At 64.9% G+C, this 16,229-nt stretch carries 16 protein-coding genes; 9 read left to right on the forward strand and 7 right to left on the reverse strand.

What is annotated here, in order from left to right:
• Position 1: 1 nt before the first annotated feature.
• The 4 genes from AC0KVN_RS06655 to AC0KVN_RS06670 form a co-directional block, all read right to left on the reverse strand.
• Positions 2-298: a DUF2849 domain-containing protein gene (locus AC0KVN_RS06655; RefSeq protein WP_004212225.1), complete on the reverse strand. Its 297-nt coding sequence runs from the start codon at positions 296-298 to the stop codon at positions 2-4.
• Positions 295-1,083, reverse strand: a complete 789-nt coding sequence (cobA, locus tag AC0KVN_RS06660) for a uroporphyrinogen-III C-methyltransferase (protein ID WP_435566448.1) — start codon at positions 1,081-1,083, stop codon at positions 295-297. Before cobA ends, AC0KVN_RS06655 begins: the two co-directional genes overlap by 4 nt.
• A gap of 88 nt (positions 1,084-1,171) precedes the next feature.
• Positions 1,172-2,605: a succinylglutamate-semialdehyde dehydrogenase gene (astD, locus tag AC0KVN_RS06665; protein ID WP_435566449.1), complete on the reverse strand. Its 1,434-nt coding sequence runs from the start codon at positions 2,603-2,605 to the stop codon at positions 1,172-1,174.
• Positions 2,606-2,851: 246 nt separating this feature from the next.
• A complete protein-coding gene (locus AC0KVN_RS06670) occupies positions 2,852-3,502 on the reverse strand; it encodes an RBBP9/YdeN family alpha/beta hydrolase (protein ID WP_270093068.1) in 651 nt (216 codons plus the stop codon).
• 281 nt (positions 3,503-3,783) lie between these two features.
• On the opposite strand from AC0KVN_RS06670, the gene AC0KVN_RS06675 reads away from it, so the two are divergent.
• Complete coding sequence (locus AC0KVN_RS06675) at positions 3,784-4,032, forward strand: hypothetical protein (protein ID WP_435566450.1); 249 nt, start codon at positions 3,784-3,786, stop codon at positions 4,030-4,032.
• Positions 4,033-5,714: 1,682 nt separating this feature from the next.
• On the opposite strand, the gene AC0KVN_RS06680 is transcribed toward AC0KVN_RS06675, so the two are convergent.
• A complete protein-coding gene (locus AC0KVN_RS06680) occupies positions 5,715-7,112 on the reverse strand; it encodes a protein adenylyltransferase SelO family protein (protein ID WP_435566451.1) in 1,398 nt (465 codons plus the stop codon).
• Between the two features lie 37 nt (positions 7,113-7,149).
• On the opposite strand from AC0KVN_RS06680, the gene AC0KVN_RS06685 reads away from it, so the two are divergent.
• The 8 genes from AC0KVN_RS06685 to AC0KVN_RS06720 all read left to right on the forward strand — a co-directional run bounded on the left by AC0KVN_RS06685 (position 7,150) and on the right by AC0KVN_RS06720 (position 14,128).
• A complete protein-coding gene (locus AC0KVN_RS06685; RefSeq protein ID WP_435566452.1) occupies positions 7,150-8,019 on the forward strand; it encodes an alpha/beta fold hydrolase in 870 nt (289 codons plus the stop codon).
• A complete protein-coding gene (locus AC0KVN_RS06690; protein WP_435566453.1) occupies positions 8,012-9,166 on the forward strand; it encodes a glycosyltransferase in 1,155 nt (384 codons plus the stop codon). The genes AC0KVN_RS06685 and AC0KVN_RS06690 overlap by 8 nt, the downstream gene beginning before the upstream one ends.
• A 93-nt stretch (positions 9,167-9,259) precedes the next feature.
• Positions 9,260-10,663 (forward strand): NAD(P)H-dependent flavin oxidoreductase, encoded by a 1,404-nt coding sequence (locus tag AC0KVN_RS06695; RefSeq protein ID WP_004212237.1) that lies wholly within the window; start codon positions 9,260-9,262, stop codon positions 10,661-10,663.
• The gene (locus AC0KVN_RS06700; protein WP_004212238.1) at positions 10,663-10,878 is read left to right on the forward strand and encodes a DUF2093 domain-containing protein; all 216 of its coding nucleotides are present in this window, start codon (positions 10,663-10,665) and stop codon (positions 10,876-10,878) included. Before AC0KVN_RS06695 ends, AC0KVN_RS06700 begins: the two co-directional genes overlap by 1 nt.
• A gap of 518 nt (positions 10,879-11,396) precedes the next feature.
• Positions 11,397-12,509: an S-(hydroxymethyl)glutathione dehydrogenase/class III alcohol dehydrogenase gene (locus AC0KVN_RS06705; protein ID WP_048937047.1), complete on the forward strand. Its 1,113-nt coding sequence runs from the start codon at positions 11,397-11,399 to the stop codon at positions 12,507-12,509.
• Positions 12,510-12,535: 26 nt separating this feature from the next.
• Entirely contained in the window at positions 12,536-12,916 is a 381-nt protein-coding gene (locus tag AC0KVN_RS06710; RefSeq protein WP_037507140.1) for a VOC family protein, read from the forward strand.
• 14 nt (positions 12,917-12,930) lie between these two features.
• A complete protein-coding gene (fghA, locus tag AC0KVN_RS06715; RefSeq protein WP_435566454.1) occupies positions 12,931-13,767 on the forward strand; it encodes an S-formylglutathione hydrolase in 837 nt (278 codons plus the stop codon).
• A 208-nt stretch (positions 13,768-13,975) separates the two neighbouring features.
• Positions 13,976-14,128 (forward strand): hypothetical protein, encoded by a 153-nt coding sequence (locus tag AC0KVN_RS06720; protein WP_010338958.1) that lies wholly within the window; start codon positions 13,976-13,978, stop codon positions 14,126-14,128.
• 87 nt (positions 14,129-14,215) lie between these two features.
• Here AC0KVN_RS06720 and purU read toward each other — a convergent pair whose 3' ends face one another.
• Positions 14,216-15,085, reverse strand: a complete 870-nt coding sequence (gene purU, locus AC0KVN_RS06725) for a formyltetrahydrofolate deformylase (RefSeq protein WP_017500643.1) — start codon at positions 15,083-15,085, stop codon at positions 14,216-14,218.
• Positions 15,086-15,137: 52 nt separating this feature from the next.
• Complete coding sequence (locus tag AC0KVN_RS06730) at positions 15,138-16,154, reverse strand: DUF1338 domain-containing protein (protein ID WP_435566455.1); 1,017 nt, start codon at positions 16,152-16,154, stop codon at positions 15,138-15,140.
• Between the last annotated feature and the right edge of the window lie 75 nt (positions 16,155-16,229).

The following is a 16,229-nucleotide window of genomic DNA, read 5'->3' on the forward strand; positions in this document are numbered from 1 at the left end:
GTCAGATCACCCAGTTGCCGGCGTCGGCGTCATTCGGTTTGAGATTGAGGTCGGGGCGGACCGTGGGGCCAAGGGCGCGGATACGGTCCTTGATATGAGCCGGGCGCACGCCCTCGTCGGTGACGGTCGCGTCGATCACATAGGCGCCGACGACACGCAGCGCCGCTTCCTCGGTGCGGGCGAGGTCGTCGCCCTGTTCGCCGACATCGGCGCTGTCGCCGACCTGGCGCGACCAGCCATCGCCGGCCCACCAGATGACATCACCGGTCACCAGATCATTGCCCGTCAGGATCTTCACGAACGCATCTCCGAAATACTCTCCCCTTTTGCAGCCCAGTCCGCCAGCACATCGCGTGCCAGGGCATGGGCTGCCACGTCGCCGACCACGATCAGGGCCGGGCTTTTGACTTCTTCACGCGCCACCATGTCGCCCAGATCGGCGAGCAGGGTGCGCAGGCTGCGCATATTGGCGCGCGTGCCATTTTCCAGCACCGCGACCGGGATCGCCGGTGACACGCCGTCGGCCATCAACTTGTCGGCGATGTCGGCGGCGGTCGCGACGCCCATATAGATGACGAGCGTGCGGCCTTTTCCCGCAAGGCCCGACCAGTCCTGATCGGTAAGACCCTTGCACTGGCCGGCGACGAAGCTGACCGCGCTCGACGCCTCGCGATGGGTCAGCGGCAGTTGCGCCTGGGCGGCGGCGCCGATCGCGGCGCTGATCCCCGGCACAACCTCGACCGGCACCCCGGCGGCGCGGCAGGCGTCGACTTCCTCGCCACCACGGCCGAAGATGAAGGGGTCGCCACCCTTCAGGCGGACGACCGGCTCACCGGCCAGGGCAAAGCGGACCAGCAGGGCGTTGATCGCCTCCTGCGGCATGGAATGGCGGCTGCGCTGCTTGGCGACCGAAACCAGTTCGGTTTGAGGCCCGGCCAGCGCCAATATGTCGTCGGACACCAGCCCGTCATGCACGATCAGGCGTGCGTCGCGGATCAGGCGCACGGCCTTGATGGTCAGCAGTTCCGGGTCGCCCGGTCCCGCGCCCACCAGGTGGACGGTAGCAGGTGCAATGTCAGCCATGCTCGCCACATGGCGAAAGGGCGGCGGAGTTTCAATTCAGAATGGATATGGAGGGGCTTAGGAAAAGTTTTGTCCAGTAGCCGGGTTGTCAATCGCCCATGGCGCTGACGTCTATGTCCTTGAGGCCGATGCCGATGGTGGCGCGGGGTTGTTCGATCTCGGCCGATGCGACCGGATAGGCGCAATAATCGGCGGCATAATAGGCGCTGGGGCGGTGGTTGCCGGACACGCCGACGCCGCCGAACGGGGCGGTGCCCGATGCGCCATTGGTGGGTCGGTTCCAGTTGATCACGCCGGCGCGGACATTGCCCCAGAATTGCGCATATTGTTCGGGACTGCCGCCGACCAGCGAGGCGGACAGGCCGTAGCGACTGCTATTGGCTTCGGCGATGGCGGTTTCGAAATCGGGCACGCGCACGATCTGGAGCAGCGGGCCGAACAGTTCGACATCGGGCCGTTCCTGCATCGCGGTCACGTCGATGATTGCGGGCGTCAGGAAGGGCAGGCCCTTTTGCGGCCGGACCATATGCTTGATCGGCCGGCCGCCATGGCTCATCAGATAGAGGAAGCTTTCGGTCAGGCCATCGGCGGTAGGATTGTCGATGACCGGCCCCATATAGGGCTGCGGATCGGCATGGGGATGGTCGACGATCAGCCGGTCGGCGAGCTTCTTGACCTCCGCGATCAGGGCGTCGGCGATCGCGTCGCGGACGATCAGACGGCTGGCGGCGGTGCAGCGCTGGCCGCTCGACAGGAAGGCGGACTGGATCACCAGCGCGGCGGCGGCGCCGATTTCCGGCGTGTCCCAGACGACCAGCGGATTGTTGCCGCCCATTTCGAGCGCGAGGATCTTGCCTGGCTGGGTCGCGAACTGGCGGTTGATGGCGATACCGGTCTGGGCCGATCCGGTGAACAATATGCCCGCGACATCGGCATGGGCGGCCAGCGCCTTGCCTTCCTCCGCGCCGCCGAGCAGCAACTGGACGGCGTCGGTCGGGACGCCCGCCTCATGATAGAAGCGCACCATCATCTCGCCGACCGCCGGGGTCTTTTCCGACGGCTTGAAGATGACGGCATTGCCCGCCAGCAGTGCCGGGATGATGTGGCCATTGGGCAGATGGGCCGGAAAATTATAGGGGCCAAGCACCGCCATCACGCCATGGGGCTTGTGCCGCACCGACTGGCGGGCGCCCAGATTGGCCTCCAGCCGGCGCTGGCCGGTGCGTTCGGAATAGGCGGCGACCGATGTGTCGATCTTGGCCATGACCGCCGTCACCTCGGTCCGGGCGTCCCATAGCGGCTTTCCGGTTTCGCGGGCGATCAGGTCGGCCAGTTCCTCCTCATGGGCGCGCACGACATTGACGAAGCGGCGCAGCGTTTCGATGCGGAAGGCGACCGGCTGCGCGGCCCAGCGCGGCCAGCCGGAGCGGGCGCGGGCGACGATATCGTCCACGTCGCCGCTTTCGCCCTGCCATAGCAGGGCGCCGGTCGCGGGTTCATGGGACGTCAGCGCGGCGGACATGGTGCAGGATATGACCGAAAATGGTTAACGAAGGAAGAGCGGGGCATGGAGGGCGCTCTTCTACGTTCGGCCAATAGGAAATGTTCCGCTTAACTTCCCATATTTCCCGCATATTTGGACATTTAAGAACCGAAGTTGGAAATTTTATGATGCTGGGTCGATCCGGCCGGGGTGGGCGCCCATGCCGGATCGATCCTGTACCATCCTGCCGTCGAATAGGACAGCGCGGCTGCCTGACGGCGGTGATCAGAAGCCGTAGCGGATCGACATTTCGGCGCTGCGCCGGGCTTCTTCGTTGCGAACCGCGGCGAGATCACTCGGCGCCGTCCGATCGGTCAGGCGGTGGAGCAGGAACTGGCCGAAATTCCATTCGCCCAGATCCGACGCAGCGTTGATGTGGCCGCTCTCGCCCGCGTCGGCGAACTGGCTGCCCCAGAATTGGGCCAGCCGCCGGGCGCTGGCAAAGTCGATATAGGGATCGTTGCGGCTGGCAACGACGATCGAGGGGAAGGGGAGCAGCCCCTTGGGCGTCGGGCCGAAGCCGACGAGGCGGCGGTCGACCGCGCCGCTGTCCACTTCCGGCGGCGCGACCAGCAGGGCGCCGGCCACCTTGTCCCGCAACTGTCCGGTTTCGAACGCTGCCCACCAGGCGACCGCATGGCAGCCAAGGCTGTGCGCGGCCAGGATCACCGGCCCGTCAACCTGGGCGATGGCATGACCCAGATTGGTGATCCAGGCGTTGCGATGGGGCGCGTCCCAGCTGCCCAGTTCGACCCGATGGCAGTCGGGAAGTGCCTTTTCCCAAAGGCTTTGCCAATGGCCCGGACCGCTGTTCATCAGGCCGGGCACGGTCAGGATGGTGGGGGTCTGGTCATCCGACAGGGTGTGAATCGTCATCTGCACCTCCAAATCTATGGGGCGATTTTATCACTACTGATTTGATTGACAATAAAGCTTTGCTGATGCGTGGCGAAGCTGCGATGGATTGCGTTACGCGAAAAATGCCAAATATAAAAATATAGTGCCGACTGTTGGCGTAATTTTCGTGCGATAAATATGGTCTGCGCGAACTGAAGCCCGATTTTCCGGGCTTTCGGCAAATTGGCACGGCCCCTGCAATGCTCCTAGCACGACCCGATCGGGGTCGCGGAACGAGATTTCAGGGAAGGAATTTGCTCATGAAGACCATCGCCATCATCGCCACCGCTGCCGCCATGACCGTTGCCGCCACGCCGGCCTTCGCCCAGCCCGAAGGCAAGTTCGGCAACGCGAAGGTCAGCTATGAAGAAAAGACCGACCGCTACTGCTTCCGCGAGACGCGCGCCAATTCGCGCATCCCGCTGGTCGATTGCCGCAGCAAGCAGGACTGGGCCGATGCGGGCCTGACCATCAGCCACAAGTCGGCCGTTCAGCTTGCCCGGCGCTGAGGCGCAGCGCCTCCCGGCGACGCGATGCCGGGAGGCTGCCCGGATGGGGCGGATTTTGCGGCAGGTCGCGCCAGGCCCGCGATCAACGCCGGAACGGCCTCGCTCCGATGTCGTTGGTTCGACGGACGCGGCCCGCGCATGGTTATCACGGGGCGGCCTGCGACCGATGGAGCGTCCCGTCCCGCCTTCCGGGGCAAAGGCGGGACGCTTTTTCCGTGTTACGCTGCTGCGATCAGCTGTAATCGGCCGGACGGATCCGGCTTCTTCCTGAAAATTGCTGGCGGGTCTCGACCGGAAATCGACGCGACAGTCGAAGTTCACAGTGTCGTGAGGCTGATTCCGGCGAAATGCGCCGGTGACGCCTCTGCGACGCGCCGACGGCGCGCCTGTGAAGCGACGCGCGCATCGAAATCGGGTCATCACCACGCCTCGGTGACGCGACAGCGGGGCGACAGTGAAGCGACGCCCATGCGCCAGCAGGCGATTGCGGAGCGACCGCGAGATGGCGTGAAGATCGTGTGATTGATCCATGCCGAAGGGTAGATCAGAGAAAGGCGGAATAGGACAGGGTGGGAATGGCCATTTTCAGCCAATCCGATGCGGGATGCGCTTTCCACAAAGCTGCCGTCAGCGGCCCCATTGCCCTGCAAGTATCGACAGGCCTGAGCGGCGGACTGCGCTGCTCTTGCTCATGTCTACCGCGCCTGACACGATGACTGCATGAGGATATGCTGCCTGCCGCTGATCGTGATTGCATTGGAAGCCTGCACACCGGCCGTAAGTGAACCGGCAGGACCATGCACAGAGAATTTCTGCCTCCCCGATGGGGCTAAGATCACCCGCACCCAAGAAGGGCCAGATTTCAACGTCCATGATGTCTCATGGATGGGCCAGAGGTTCGGTATCTACGAGGGCAATCATCCCCAAAAGGGGGGGCAGGGCAGCCGCGCAGCCGTCAAACTCCGCATTGACCCCAGGGCCCGCATTGGCGTCGCGGAGGGGCGTGGCAGCATCATCGTCGCCACCGGGAAAGGCTGGCCCGCCTTTTTGGACGTAATGGGGCCATGCAGGTCGGATAGGGACTGCACGCTCGTGCAGTTTGCCGAGGGACTGAGGGGACGGTGAAGTCTGAATGGGCCAGAAGGACTGGACGGTCGCGCATCGACCAGTTTTCGACGTTCGCATGGTTCCCCACTGATCTCAATTGCAGACGTTCTGGCAAAGCTGCAAACAGGCTCGATGGAACAGCCCATTCATGAGCCTAGATGCAACACATGCGGTCGCATTCTTGGCATAGATGCCGATCCCCTTTCCACGAACTGTGGCGGTGATTGTTGGGGATGCGTTGGCGAACTAGAGGCCGATGGATGGCCAGCGTCTGCGGAAAAGGTATCTGCTGAGGTAGCTTCTCGGCTTCGCAACCCTGATGGCTCAGCGAAGCTCCCGCAACGATAGGCCAAGATCGACCAGAAGCGGGCGTTTCCTACTCCCCTCCCTTCCAGGGAGGGGCCGGGGGTGGGTGCGCCGCGTAGCGGCGGTCTACGGTCGATAGGGCAGAAGCTCGCTTCGCTCGCAACCCACCCCAACCCCTCCCTGGAAGGGAGGAGCTATGTCTTGTTCCCACCCCATTCCGCCACGCGATCAGGTGTGGTGACACTTGCTTTGCCGGGTCTGGGCCTTTCTCACGGCAGCGCCGGCGCTGCCCCATGCGCTTCGCCCATGCGGCGGATGGCGGTGACCTTGGCGTGGAGCGGGGCCCAGTCGTCGGACTGGTCGATCGCGCTCCAGATCGCTTCCACCTCGTCGATATGCATGGAGCAGGGGGCGTCGTCCGACCAATAGGCGTGGTCGCAGGCGCCGGGGACGGGCGGGTGGTTGGTCAGTTGGTCGCGCAGTTCGGCCCAGATCGGTTCGCTGTAGCGGGCGGGGTTGCGGGGCGTGCCGCCGCGCCAGTCGTGGAAGAAGATGTCGATCGGCGTCGCGGTGGTCATCATCGCACGCACGGCGGTTTCGGTCATGGCGGCGCTGTCCGTGCCTGGCTGGATGCCGAGGCGCCAGCAGAAGCGGCGCTGCATCGCCTGGGCATAGAGGGCGGGGAAGCGTTCGAGCTGTTCGATCAGTGGCGGCGCTTCGGTCAGCGGGCGTAGCGACACGGCAAGCTGGGCGACGTCCCAGTGGATCGCCTCGGCCTGGCGGGCGAAGGCATAGAGGCCGGCATGGTCGAAATAGGCGGCTGTAAAGCCCGCGTCCCAGAGCGGCGTGAAGCGCCAGGGGCCATAGTCGAAGCTCTCGCCGGTGACATTGATATTGTCGCTGTTGAGCACGCCATGGACGAAGCCGGCGACCATGTAGCTGGCGGCCAGGTCCGCGGTGCGATCGACCACGCGGCCGAGCAACTGGGCGGGCGGATTGTCGCCGGGCTGTTCCCCATAGAGGCGGGTGAGGGCGTAGTCGGTGAGCCGTTTGAGCAGCCCATTATCCTCGATATAGGCGGCGCGCTGGAAGCTGCCGATGCGGATGTGCGAATGGCTGAGGCGGACCATCGCCGCGCCGCGCGTGGGGGATGGCTCGTCATTGCGCTCCAGCGCCTCGCCGGTCTCGATGATCGAGAAGGTCTTCGACGTGTTGACGCCCAGCGCCTCCAGCATCTCGGTCGCCAAAATCTCGCGCACGCCGCCCTTGAGCGTCAGGCGCCCGTCGCCAAAGCGGCTATAGGGGGTCTGGCCCGATCCCTTGGTGCCAAGGTCGAGCAGGCGGCCGTCCGCGTCGCGCATCTGGGCGAAGAGGAAGCCGCGGCCGTCGCCGATATCGGGATTATAATGGCGGAACTGATGGCCATGGTAACGCAGGGCGAGCGGTTGGGGGAGTGTGCCGGCCAGCGGCGCGAAGCGGCCGAAATGGGCTATCCACTCTTCGTCGCTCAGATGATCGAGGCCGACAGTGGCGGCGGCGCGGTCATTGCGGAAGCGCAACAGGGTCTGTGGAAAGTCCGCAGCATGCACCGGATCGGCGATGTCGGGCATCAGCGCGGTGATTTCCGTGGCGGGGTGGTAATTGGCGGCTTGCGGCTTGTTGTCCATGCGGCGATATGGGGGAGCATGGGCGGAAGGATCAAGCTTGACCGGCTATAGTGACGCATATTGGTGGTCCCCGGATGGACTGCGGCTGCATTATCGCGACTATGCGGGCGGCGAGGACGGGCGACCGCCCGTGCTGTGCCTGCCGGGGCTGACCCGCAATGCGCGCGATTTCGAGCCGCTGGCGCAGCGGCTGGCGGGCGATTGGCGAGTGATCTGTCCGGATATGCGGGGGCGCGCCGAAAGCGCCTATGCCAAGGATCCGATGAGCTATGTGCCGCTCACCTATCTGCAGGATATCGGCCGGTTGCTGGCGGACCTGGCGATCACCCGCTTCGTGGCGGTCGGCACGTCGCTGGGCGGGATCATCACCATGCTCATCGCCGCCACCCATCGCGAATGGCTGGCCGGCGCGGTGCTGAACGATGTCGGCCCGACGCTGGACGAAGCGGGGCTGGAGCGGATTCGTGGCTATGTCGGCGTCGGCCAGTCGCACCCGAGCTGGGTCCATGCTGCCCGCGCGCTGGAGGAAGCGAATGGCGATGTCTATCCGGCCTATGGGCTGGAGCAATGGCTGGCCATGGCCAAGCGGCTCTATCGACTGAACAGCGGCGGGCGGATCGTGCTCGACTATGACATGCGGATCGCGGAGCCGCTGCGCGCGCCGGGCGGCGAGGCGGGTGTCGACATGTGGCCGGTGATGGCGGCGTTTCAGGGCATTCCGACCCTTTTGCTGCGCGGGGGTCGGTCGGACCTGCTGAGCGCGCCGACGGCGGAGCGGATGGCGCGCGAGGTGGGGGTAAGCGCCGAACTGGTGACGGTGCCCGATGTCGGTCATGCGCCCGCGCTGGACGAGCCGGAGGCGGCGGCCGGGATCGACCGTTTGCTGGAACGCGTGCTGCGTGGCTGATGGCGGCGGCGTGAGGCGGGGCGACCCGCCGCGCATCCTGCATATCCATGGCAGCTTCACGCTGGGCGGCAAGGAAGCCCGCGCGATCCGGCTGATGAACATCTGGGGCGACAAGGCGCGGCACAGCATCGTCAGCGCCGCGCCCGAGGCGCTGGGTGCCCGAAGCGCGATCGCGCCGCAGGTGCCGGTCGATTTTCCCGCCGCGCCGCCCTTTGCCGGGCGGCCGGGGCTGGCGCGGTTCCGCGCGATCGCGCAGTTCCTGTCCGGCTATGACCTGGTGCTGGGCTATAATTGGGGGGCGATGGACGGGGTGATGGCGCACCGGCTGTTCGCCCGGTCGATGCGCCTGCCGCCGCTGATCCATCATGAGGATGGCTTCAACGCCGATGAGGCGGCGGGGCTGAAGCCGCAGCGCAATCTCTATCGGCGCATGGCGCTGGGGCGGGCGCAGGCGCTGGTCGTGCCCTCGGCCCGGCTGGAGCGGATCGCGCATCAGGCGTGGAAGCAGCCGGCGGGCAAGGTGCATCTGATCCGCAACGGCATCGATGTGGCGCGCTATGCGCAGGCGCCGGCAGCGGATGTGATACCGGGGCTGGTGCGCACGCCGGGCAAGCTGCTGGTCGGCACGCTGGCGGGGTTGCGGGCGGTCAAGAATATTCCCCGGCTGGTGCGCGCGGTGGCGGCCCATCGTGAACGGCTGCAACTGGTGGTGGTGGGCGAGGGGCCGGAGCGCGACGCGATCCTCGCCGAGGCAGCGGCGCAGGGGCTGGACGATATCTGCCTGGCCGGGTTCATGACCGACCCCTGGCGCTTCGTCGGCCTGTTCGACATTTTCGCTTTGTCGTCGGACAGCGAACAGTTCCCGATCTCGCTGGTGGAGGCGATGGCGGCCGGACTGCCGGTGGCGTCCACCGATGTCGGCGACGTTGCCAATATGGTGGCGCCGGCCAATCGTCCCTTTGTCGTGGCGGACGAACAGGGGCTGGCCGACGCGCTGGGGGCGCTGGCCGCAGACGCGGAATTGCGCGCCGCATTGGGGGCGGCAAACCGGGCGCGGGCGCAGCGCGATTATGACGAAAAGACCATGGTCGACGCCTATGCCGCATTATATGGCGAGGCTCTGGCCAGCCCCCACATTTTGCGCTAGGGCGCCCTACAGTTCGTCATCCCTGACAAAAACTGTTATAGGACGACATTTCAACCGGTCTGGGGAGGCCGGTTCATTTCGCGGGAGAAGTCGTTGTTCAAGGGTTTGAAACCCATCGTCTATGGTGGCCGTGAAGTCTGGCCGCTGGTCGAAGGTGGCAAGGGTGTTGCTGTTTCCAACCATGCCAGTTCGGGCGCCTGGGCGGCTGCCGGGGGCATCGGCACGGTATCGGCGGTCAATGCCGACAGCTATGACTCCATGGGCAATATCATCCCGCAAATCTATCATGGCCGCACCCGCCGCGACCGCCATGAGGAACTGATCGCCTATGCCATCGACGGTGCCGTCGAGCAGGTGAAGCGCGCCTATGAGATTGCCGGCGGCAAGGGCGCGATCAACATCAACGTGCTGTGGGAAATGGGCGGTGCACAGCGCGTGCTGCACGGCGTGCTGGAAAAGACCAAGGGCATGGTCGCCGGCGTCACCTGTGGCGCGGGCATGCCCTACAAGCTCAGCGAAATCGCTGCCTCCTACAATGTCAGCTATCTGCCGATCGTGTCGTCGGGCCGTGCCTTCCGCGCGCTGTGGAAGCGCGCTTATTCCAAGGCATCGGAATGGCTGGGTGCGGTGGTCTATGAAGATCCGTGGCTGGCCGGCGGCCACAACGGCCTGTCGAACGCGGAAGATCCGCGCGCGCCGCAGGATCCCTATCCGCGCGTGCGCGACCTGCGCGCCACGATGCGCGAAGGCGGCATTTCCGACGACGTGCCGATCGTCATGGCCGGCGGCGTCTGGGCGCTCAAGGACTGGAACGACTGGATCGACAATCCCGAACTGGGTGCGATCATGTTCCAGTTCGGCACCCGTCCGCTGCTGACCCAGGAAAGCCCGATCCCGCAGGATTGGAAGGACCGGCTGATGCAGTTGGAACCGGGCGACGTGCTGCTGCACAAATTCTCGCCCACCGGCTTCTACAGTTCGGCGATCCGCAATCCCTTCCTGCGTTCGCTGGAGGCGCGGTCGGACCGCCAGATCCCGTTCAGCACCGAGCAGGCAGGCGACCATACCCATCAGCTCGACGCGGGCGTGAAGGGCAAGAATTTCTGGGTGACGGTAGGCGACCTGCTGCGCGCGCGCGAATGGGTGGGCCAGGGCTTCACCTCCGCGCTCAAGACGCCGGACAACACGCTCGTCTTCGTGACCGAGGAAGAGAAGGCGGAAATCCGCAAGGACCAGACCGACTGCATGGGCTGCCTGTCGCAGTGCAGCTTCTCCAGCTGGATGGACAGTGAAACCAACTCCACCGGTCGCCTGGCTGATCCGCGCAGCTTCTGCATCCAGAAGTCGCTGCAGGAATCGGTCCATGGCGGCGACCTGGACAAGAATCTGCTGTTCGCCGGCCATGCCGCCTATCGCTTCAAGCAGGATCCCTTCTATTCGAACGGGTTCGTGCCGACCGTGAAGCAGCTGGTCGACCGCATCCTGACCGGCGACTGATGGCGGCGGATATTCAGGGGCTGGCGGTGCTGCATTATGACACGCCGCATTTCGACGTGGTACGGCCGGGGCAGTTCGTGCTCTGCGCCGTATCGGGCGCGCGAATCGACCTCGATGACCTGAAATATTGGAGCGCCGAGTTTCAGGAAGCCTATCGCGGGCCGGAGGAGGCGACCGCCTCCTTCCTGCGCCACCGCGGTGCAGCATTTCGCTGAACCGCGGTAAGTGCCTGCCACCATTCGGCTTTTTGGCATCGTTCGATTAGTTGAATGATCGCTGTGCGCTGCAGCGAAAATTTCAAGATGTTGCGATTTCCATTCATCGCCCTGGCGGCACGTCTTGTCGTGAGATTGCTGTTCCCACGTCCATTTATCTGATGTATTCTTCCTCAACAGGCGGCGCAGATCGTCTTTTGGGTGAAGGATGTGTCAGATGTCTCGAATTGATGTCTTCGGCGATCGTATCTGTCTGGTGAGCAGCCTGCTGATCCTGGGCTGGTTCATTTACAACGTGTCCTTCTAAACAGGACGCGACCGAGAAAGGCAGGGCGATCCATTTGGCGATGCAAGTCGCTGGAAGCGCTTTGTTTTTTTCGGATCCTGCTGGATTTTCCTCTCCTTTGGACAGCGGTATCGGCTGGCAATTGCTGCCGGAACCGATATGAACGCCGGGAATGCTTTTAACAGGGCGTCCTCGGGGCGCCCGTTCACGCCAGTCATGGGAGTTGCCCGCCGTGAAAACCCGCGCCGCCGTCGCCTTCGAAGCGAAGAAGCCCCTCGAAATCGTCGAAGTCGATCTGGAAGGCCCCAAGGCGGGCGAAGTCCTGGTCGAGATCATGGCGACCGGCATCTGCCATACCGATGCCTATACGCTGGACGGGTTCGACAGCGAGGGCATCTTCCCTTCGATCCTGGGCCATGAGGGCGCCGGCATCGTCCGCGAAGTAGGTGCTGGCGTCACCAGCCTGGTGCCGGGCGACCATGTCATCCCGCTCTACACGCCGGAATGCCGCCAGTGTAAGTCGTGCCTGAGCGGCAAGACGAACCTCTGCACCGCGATCCGCGCGACCCAGGGCAAGGGGCTGATGCCTGACGGCACGACCCGCTTTTCCTACAAGGGCCAGCCGATCTTCCATTATATGGGCTGTTCGACCTTCTCCAACTTCACCGTCCTGCCCGAGATCGCGCTGGCCAAGATCCGCGAGGACGCGCCGTTCCAGAGCAGCTGCTATATCGGCTGCGGCGTCACCACGGGCGTGGGCGCAGTGATCAACACCGCCAAGGTGCAGGTGGGCGACAATGTCGTGATCTTCGGCCTGGGCGGCATCGGCCTCAACGTCATCCAGGGCGCGCGCCTGGCCGGCGCGAACAAGATCATCGGCGTCGACATCAATCCCGATCGAGAGGAATGGGGCCGCAGGTTCGGCATGACCGAATTCCTCAACTCCAGGGGCATGAGCCGCGAGGAAGTGGTCGCCGCGATCGTCGCGATGACGGATGGCGGCGCGGACTACACGTTCGACGCCACCGGCAATACCGAAGTGATGCGCGTGGCGCTGGAGGCCTGCCATCGCGGCTGGGGCACCAGCATCATCATCGGCGTGGCCGAGGCCGGCAAGGAAATCAGCACCCGTCCGTTCCAGCTGGTCACGGGCCGCAACTGGCGCGGCACGGCCTTTGGCGGGGCCAAGGGCCGCACCGACGTGCCCAAGATCGTCGACATGTATATGACCGGCAAGATCGAGATCGACCCGATGATCACCCATGTCATGGGGCTGGAGGACATCAACAAGGGGTTCGACCTGATGCATGCGGGCGAGAGCATCCGCAGCGTCGTCGTCTTCTGAACCGATTACCCAACGGGAGAGTGACCATGTTCAGCCATGTGATGGTGGGATCGAATGATCTCGACGTTTCGCGCGCCTTTTATGATGCGCTGTTCGGTGCGGTCGGCGGCAAGCCGGCGATGCAGGACGACAAGGGGCGGCTGATCTACATGCATGACGGCGCGCTGTTCATGGTCACAAAACCGATCGACGGGGAACCGGCCTGCCATGCCAATGGCGGCACGATCGGTTTCCGCATGGCATCGACCGAGCAGGCCGATGCCTGGCATGCGGCCGGGGTCGCGGCGGGTGGCACGGCTTGCGAAGATCCGCCGGGCGTGCGCGAGGGCGGCTTCGGCAAGCTCTATCTCGCCTATCTGCGCGATCCCGCCGGCAACAAGCTATGCGGCCTGCATCGGATCGGCTGAGGAAGGAAGAACGGGTGGAGACGGTTTCGACCAATCAGGCCTTTGGCGGCATCCAGGGCGTCTATCGCCACGCCTCGCGCGAGACGGGGACGGAGATGACCTTCTCCGTCTTCGTGCCGCCGCATGCGCCCGGCGCGAAGCTGCCGGTGGTCTGGTATCTGTCCGGCCTTACCTGCACCCATGCCAATGTGACCGAAAAGGGCGAGTTTCGCCGGGCCTGCGCGGAACTGGGGCTGATCTTCGTCGCGCCCGATACCTCGCCGCGCGGCGAGGGGGTGGCCGACGATCCGGACGGCGCCTGGGACTTTGGCCTGGGCGCAGGCTTCTATGTCGATGCGACGCAGGCGCCCTATGCCGCCCATTATCGCATGTGGTCCTATGTGACGCAGGAATTGCCGGCGTTGATCGCGGACCAGTTCCCCGCCGACATGGATCGCCAGTCGATCATGGGGCACAGCATGGGCGGCCATGGCGCGCTGACCGTCGGGCTCACCTATCCCGAGCGCTATCGTGCGGTCTCCGCCTTCGCGCCGATCGTGGCGCCGGGGCAGGTGCCCTGGGGCGAGAAGGCGCTGGGCGGCTATCTGGGCGAGGACCGGGCGGCGTGGCGCAAGCATGACGCCGTCGCGCTGATCGAGGATGGGGCGCGGATCGATGCGCTGCTGGTGGACCAGGGCGCGGGAGACAGCTTCCTGGAGGGGCAGTTGCGCCCCGAATTGCTGCGCGCGGCCTGCGATGCGGCGGGCATCGACCTGACGCTCCATCTGCGCGACGGCTATGATCATAGCTATTATTTCATCTCCAGCTTCATGGACGATCATCTGCGCTGGCATGCCGCGCGGCTGGGTTGATCGTGGGCCGTCTGGGCAAAGCCCGGATGGTCGCGGCACAAGATAAGCTATTTTGCCTTTCTCTATTTGATGGGTAGATAGAGTATCGAGCGTTTCGCTCCGCGGCTTTTGAAGGATGTCAGCTTGCTCCGCGTTACCAACGGCTAAAGCGCACGGTACCCAAGCGACAACGCCCGGTTTCGTGTTCCTCCCGCACAAGGAGAAGACGATGACCCATAAGCAAGCCCGTGTCCGCCAGCAGCGACAGGACCAGACCCCGCAAATCCATATTCCCCATAGCAGCTGGTCGCGCGTCGAGCGCAACCGCAGCGCTGAGGCTGTGCTGGCGCCGGGCGATTTCTGGGCGCGATTGGGGCTTTAACGGCCGTTCGCTTCGCGCTTGTCTAGAAGGGCCGTATAGGGTTCTCGACAGGCTCGAACCGAACGGATGTCGGGCAGTTTGGCCTTCCTACCGGAACACCACCGTCTTGCCGCCATTGCGTAGCACGCGCCGGTCGGCGAGCCAGCCGACGGCGCGGGCCAGCACCTGGGCCTCGATATCGCGGCCGATGCGGATCATGTCGTCGGCGGTGGCGCGATGGTCGACGCGCTCGACCGCCTGTTCGATGATCGGGCCTTCGTCGAGGTCGGCGGTGACGAAATGGGCGGTCGCGCCGATCAGCTTGACGCCGCGCTCATGGGCGCGGTGATAGGGGCGGGCGCCCTTGAAGCCGGGCAGGAAGCTGTGATGGATGTTGACGCAGCGGCCTGCCAGGCGATCGACCAGATTTTCCGAGAGCACCTGCATATAGCGGGCGAGGATCAGATATTCCGACCGGCTGCGATCGAACAGGTCGAGCAGGGCGGCCTCCTGCGCGGCCTTGTCGCCATTGGGCGGCAACTCATGATAGGGAATGCCGTGCCATTCGGTGATGCGGCGCATGTCGGGATGGTTGGATACGACGCCCATGATGTCGACCGCCAGCGTGCCGGTCTGCCAGCGATGCAGCAGGTCGGCGAGGCAGTGCGACCCCTTCGACACGGCGATCAGCATGCGCGGGCGTTCGGCCGCTTCGGTGAGGCGCCAGTCCATGGCGAAGCGGGTGCCGATGTCGGCAAATTCGTCGCGCAGGCCGGCGGTATCGAAGCGCATGCCGGTGTCGGTCGCCTCGAACGCGACGCGCATGAAGAAGAGGCCGGCCTCGCGATCGGCATATTGCTGGCTGTCGGTGATGAAGCCGCCCCGTTCGGCGAGGAACTGGCTGACCGCGGCAACGATGCCGACGCGGTCGGCGCAGACCAGGGTCAATATCCAGGACGGGATGGTCTTGTCGTTCACTCTGCGGCTCCCAGCAATTCTGCCGAGGCGTTGCCCCAAGCCGGGACCGCGATCAAGCCTTGGCGCTGGTCATGGCGAAGATGCCGGTGGCGTTGCCGGTGTCGAAGGCGAGGTCCAGCGTGCCGGTATCCGGGTCGATATCGCGGCTGATGAATTCGTAGAAGGAGCCGGGCACGGTGCGCAGGTCGCGGTCGGCGAAGAGGCGTTCGACGCTGTCGGCACGAAAGGCGGTCTGGCGGACGCGGCCGGTGGCGGAGATTTCGAGCTTGGGCTTCATCGGGCGGTCTTCCGCCTTGAGCCGATCGGCCAGCGCCGCGACATCGGGCACGCGATCGGTCGCATGGTTGAAGGCATTGCCCTCGGTCGCGATCCAGGCGGCTTCGTTGGAGCGGGAGAGGAGCAGCTCATAATCGGCAAAGGCCGGCGGTTCATGCTGGCGGTCGAAGGCGGAGACGATGACGGGCAGGGCGGCGGCGGCATCATCGAAGCCGACTGGCTCGCCGGCGGCATAGCGGTCGAGCAGGGCGATGGTCGGGGCATCGAGCGGATCGCGCGAGGTGCCGAAGATGCGGGTCGCCGCTTCGCCAAATTCCGCGTCGAACCGGTCGACATGGAGTTCGGACAGGAAGAATTGCGGGATCGCCTCGGGCGCGTCGACATGGGCATAGGCGCGGCCGGTCATCCTGAGGCGATCGAGCGGATAGAGGGCAGCCATGCGATAGCCCAAGGGCAGGAAGATGCGGGTGAAGGCATCCTCGCCAGCGGGCAGGGCGCCGGTCGGCCCATCGGCAAAGCGGATGGTGCGCAGCGCGCCATGGTCGAACATCACCCGGCCGCCGCGCGCCAGCGTGTCGGCGACATAGGCGGCGCCGCTCGGCACCCGTTCGAGCAGGTCGTGGAACAGGATGACGTTCATCGCCATGGCAAAGGCGGCGCGGCTGACGGTCGGGCCGCTTTGCGCGAGCAGTGCGGGATCGATCGCTAATGCGTCCAGTGCGGCCTTGCCGGCGTCTTCGCCCAGCACCGACTGGACCAGGGCGACGATGCTTCCTTCATTCTGCGACGACATAAGAACGCTCCACGATGACAGCGCCCTTATCGCAGGATAGGGTGGGTCGCGCAAATAGGGAGCTGTCATCACTTG

The organism is Sphingobium sp. SG1 (genome assembly GCF_057063145.1).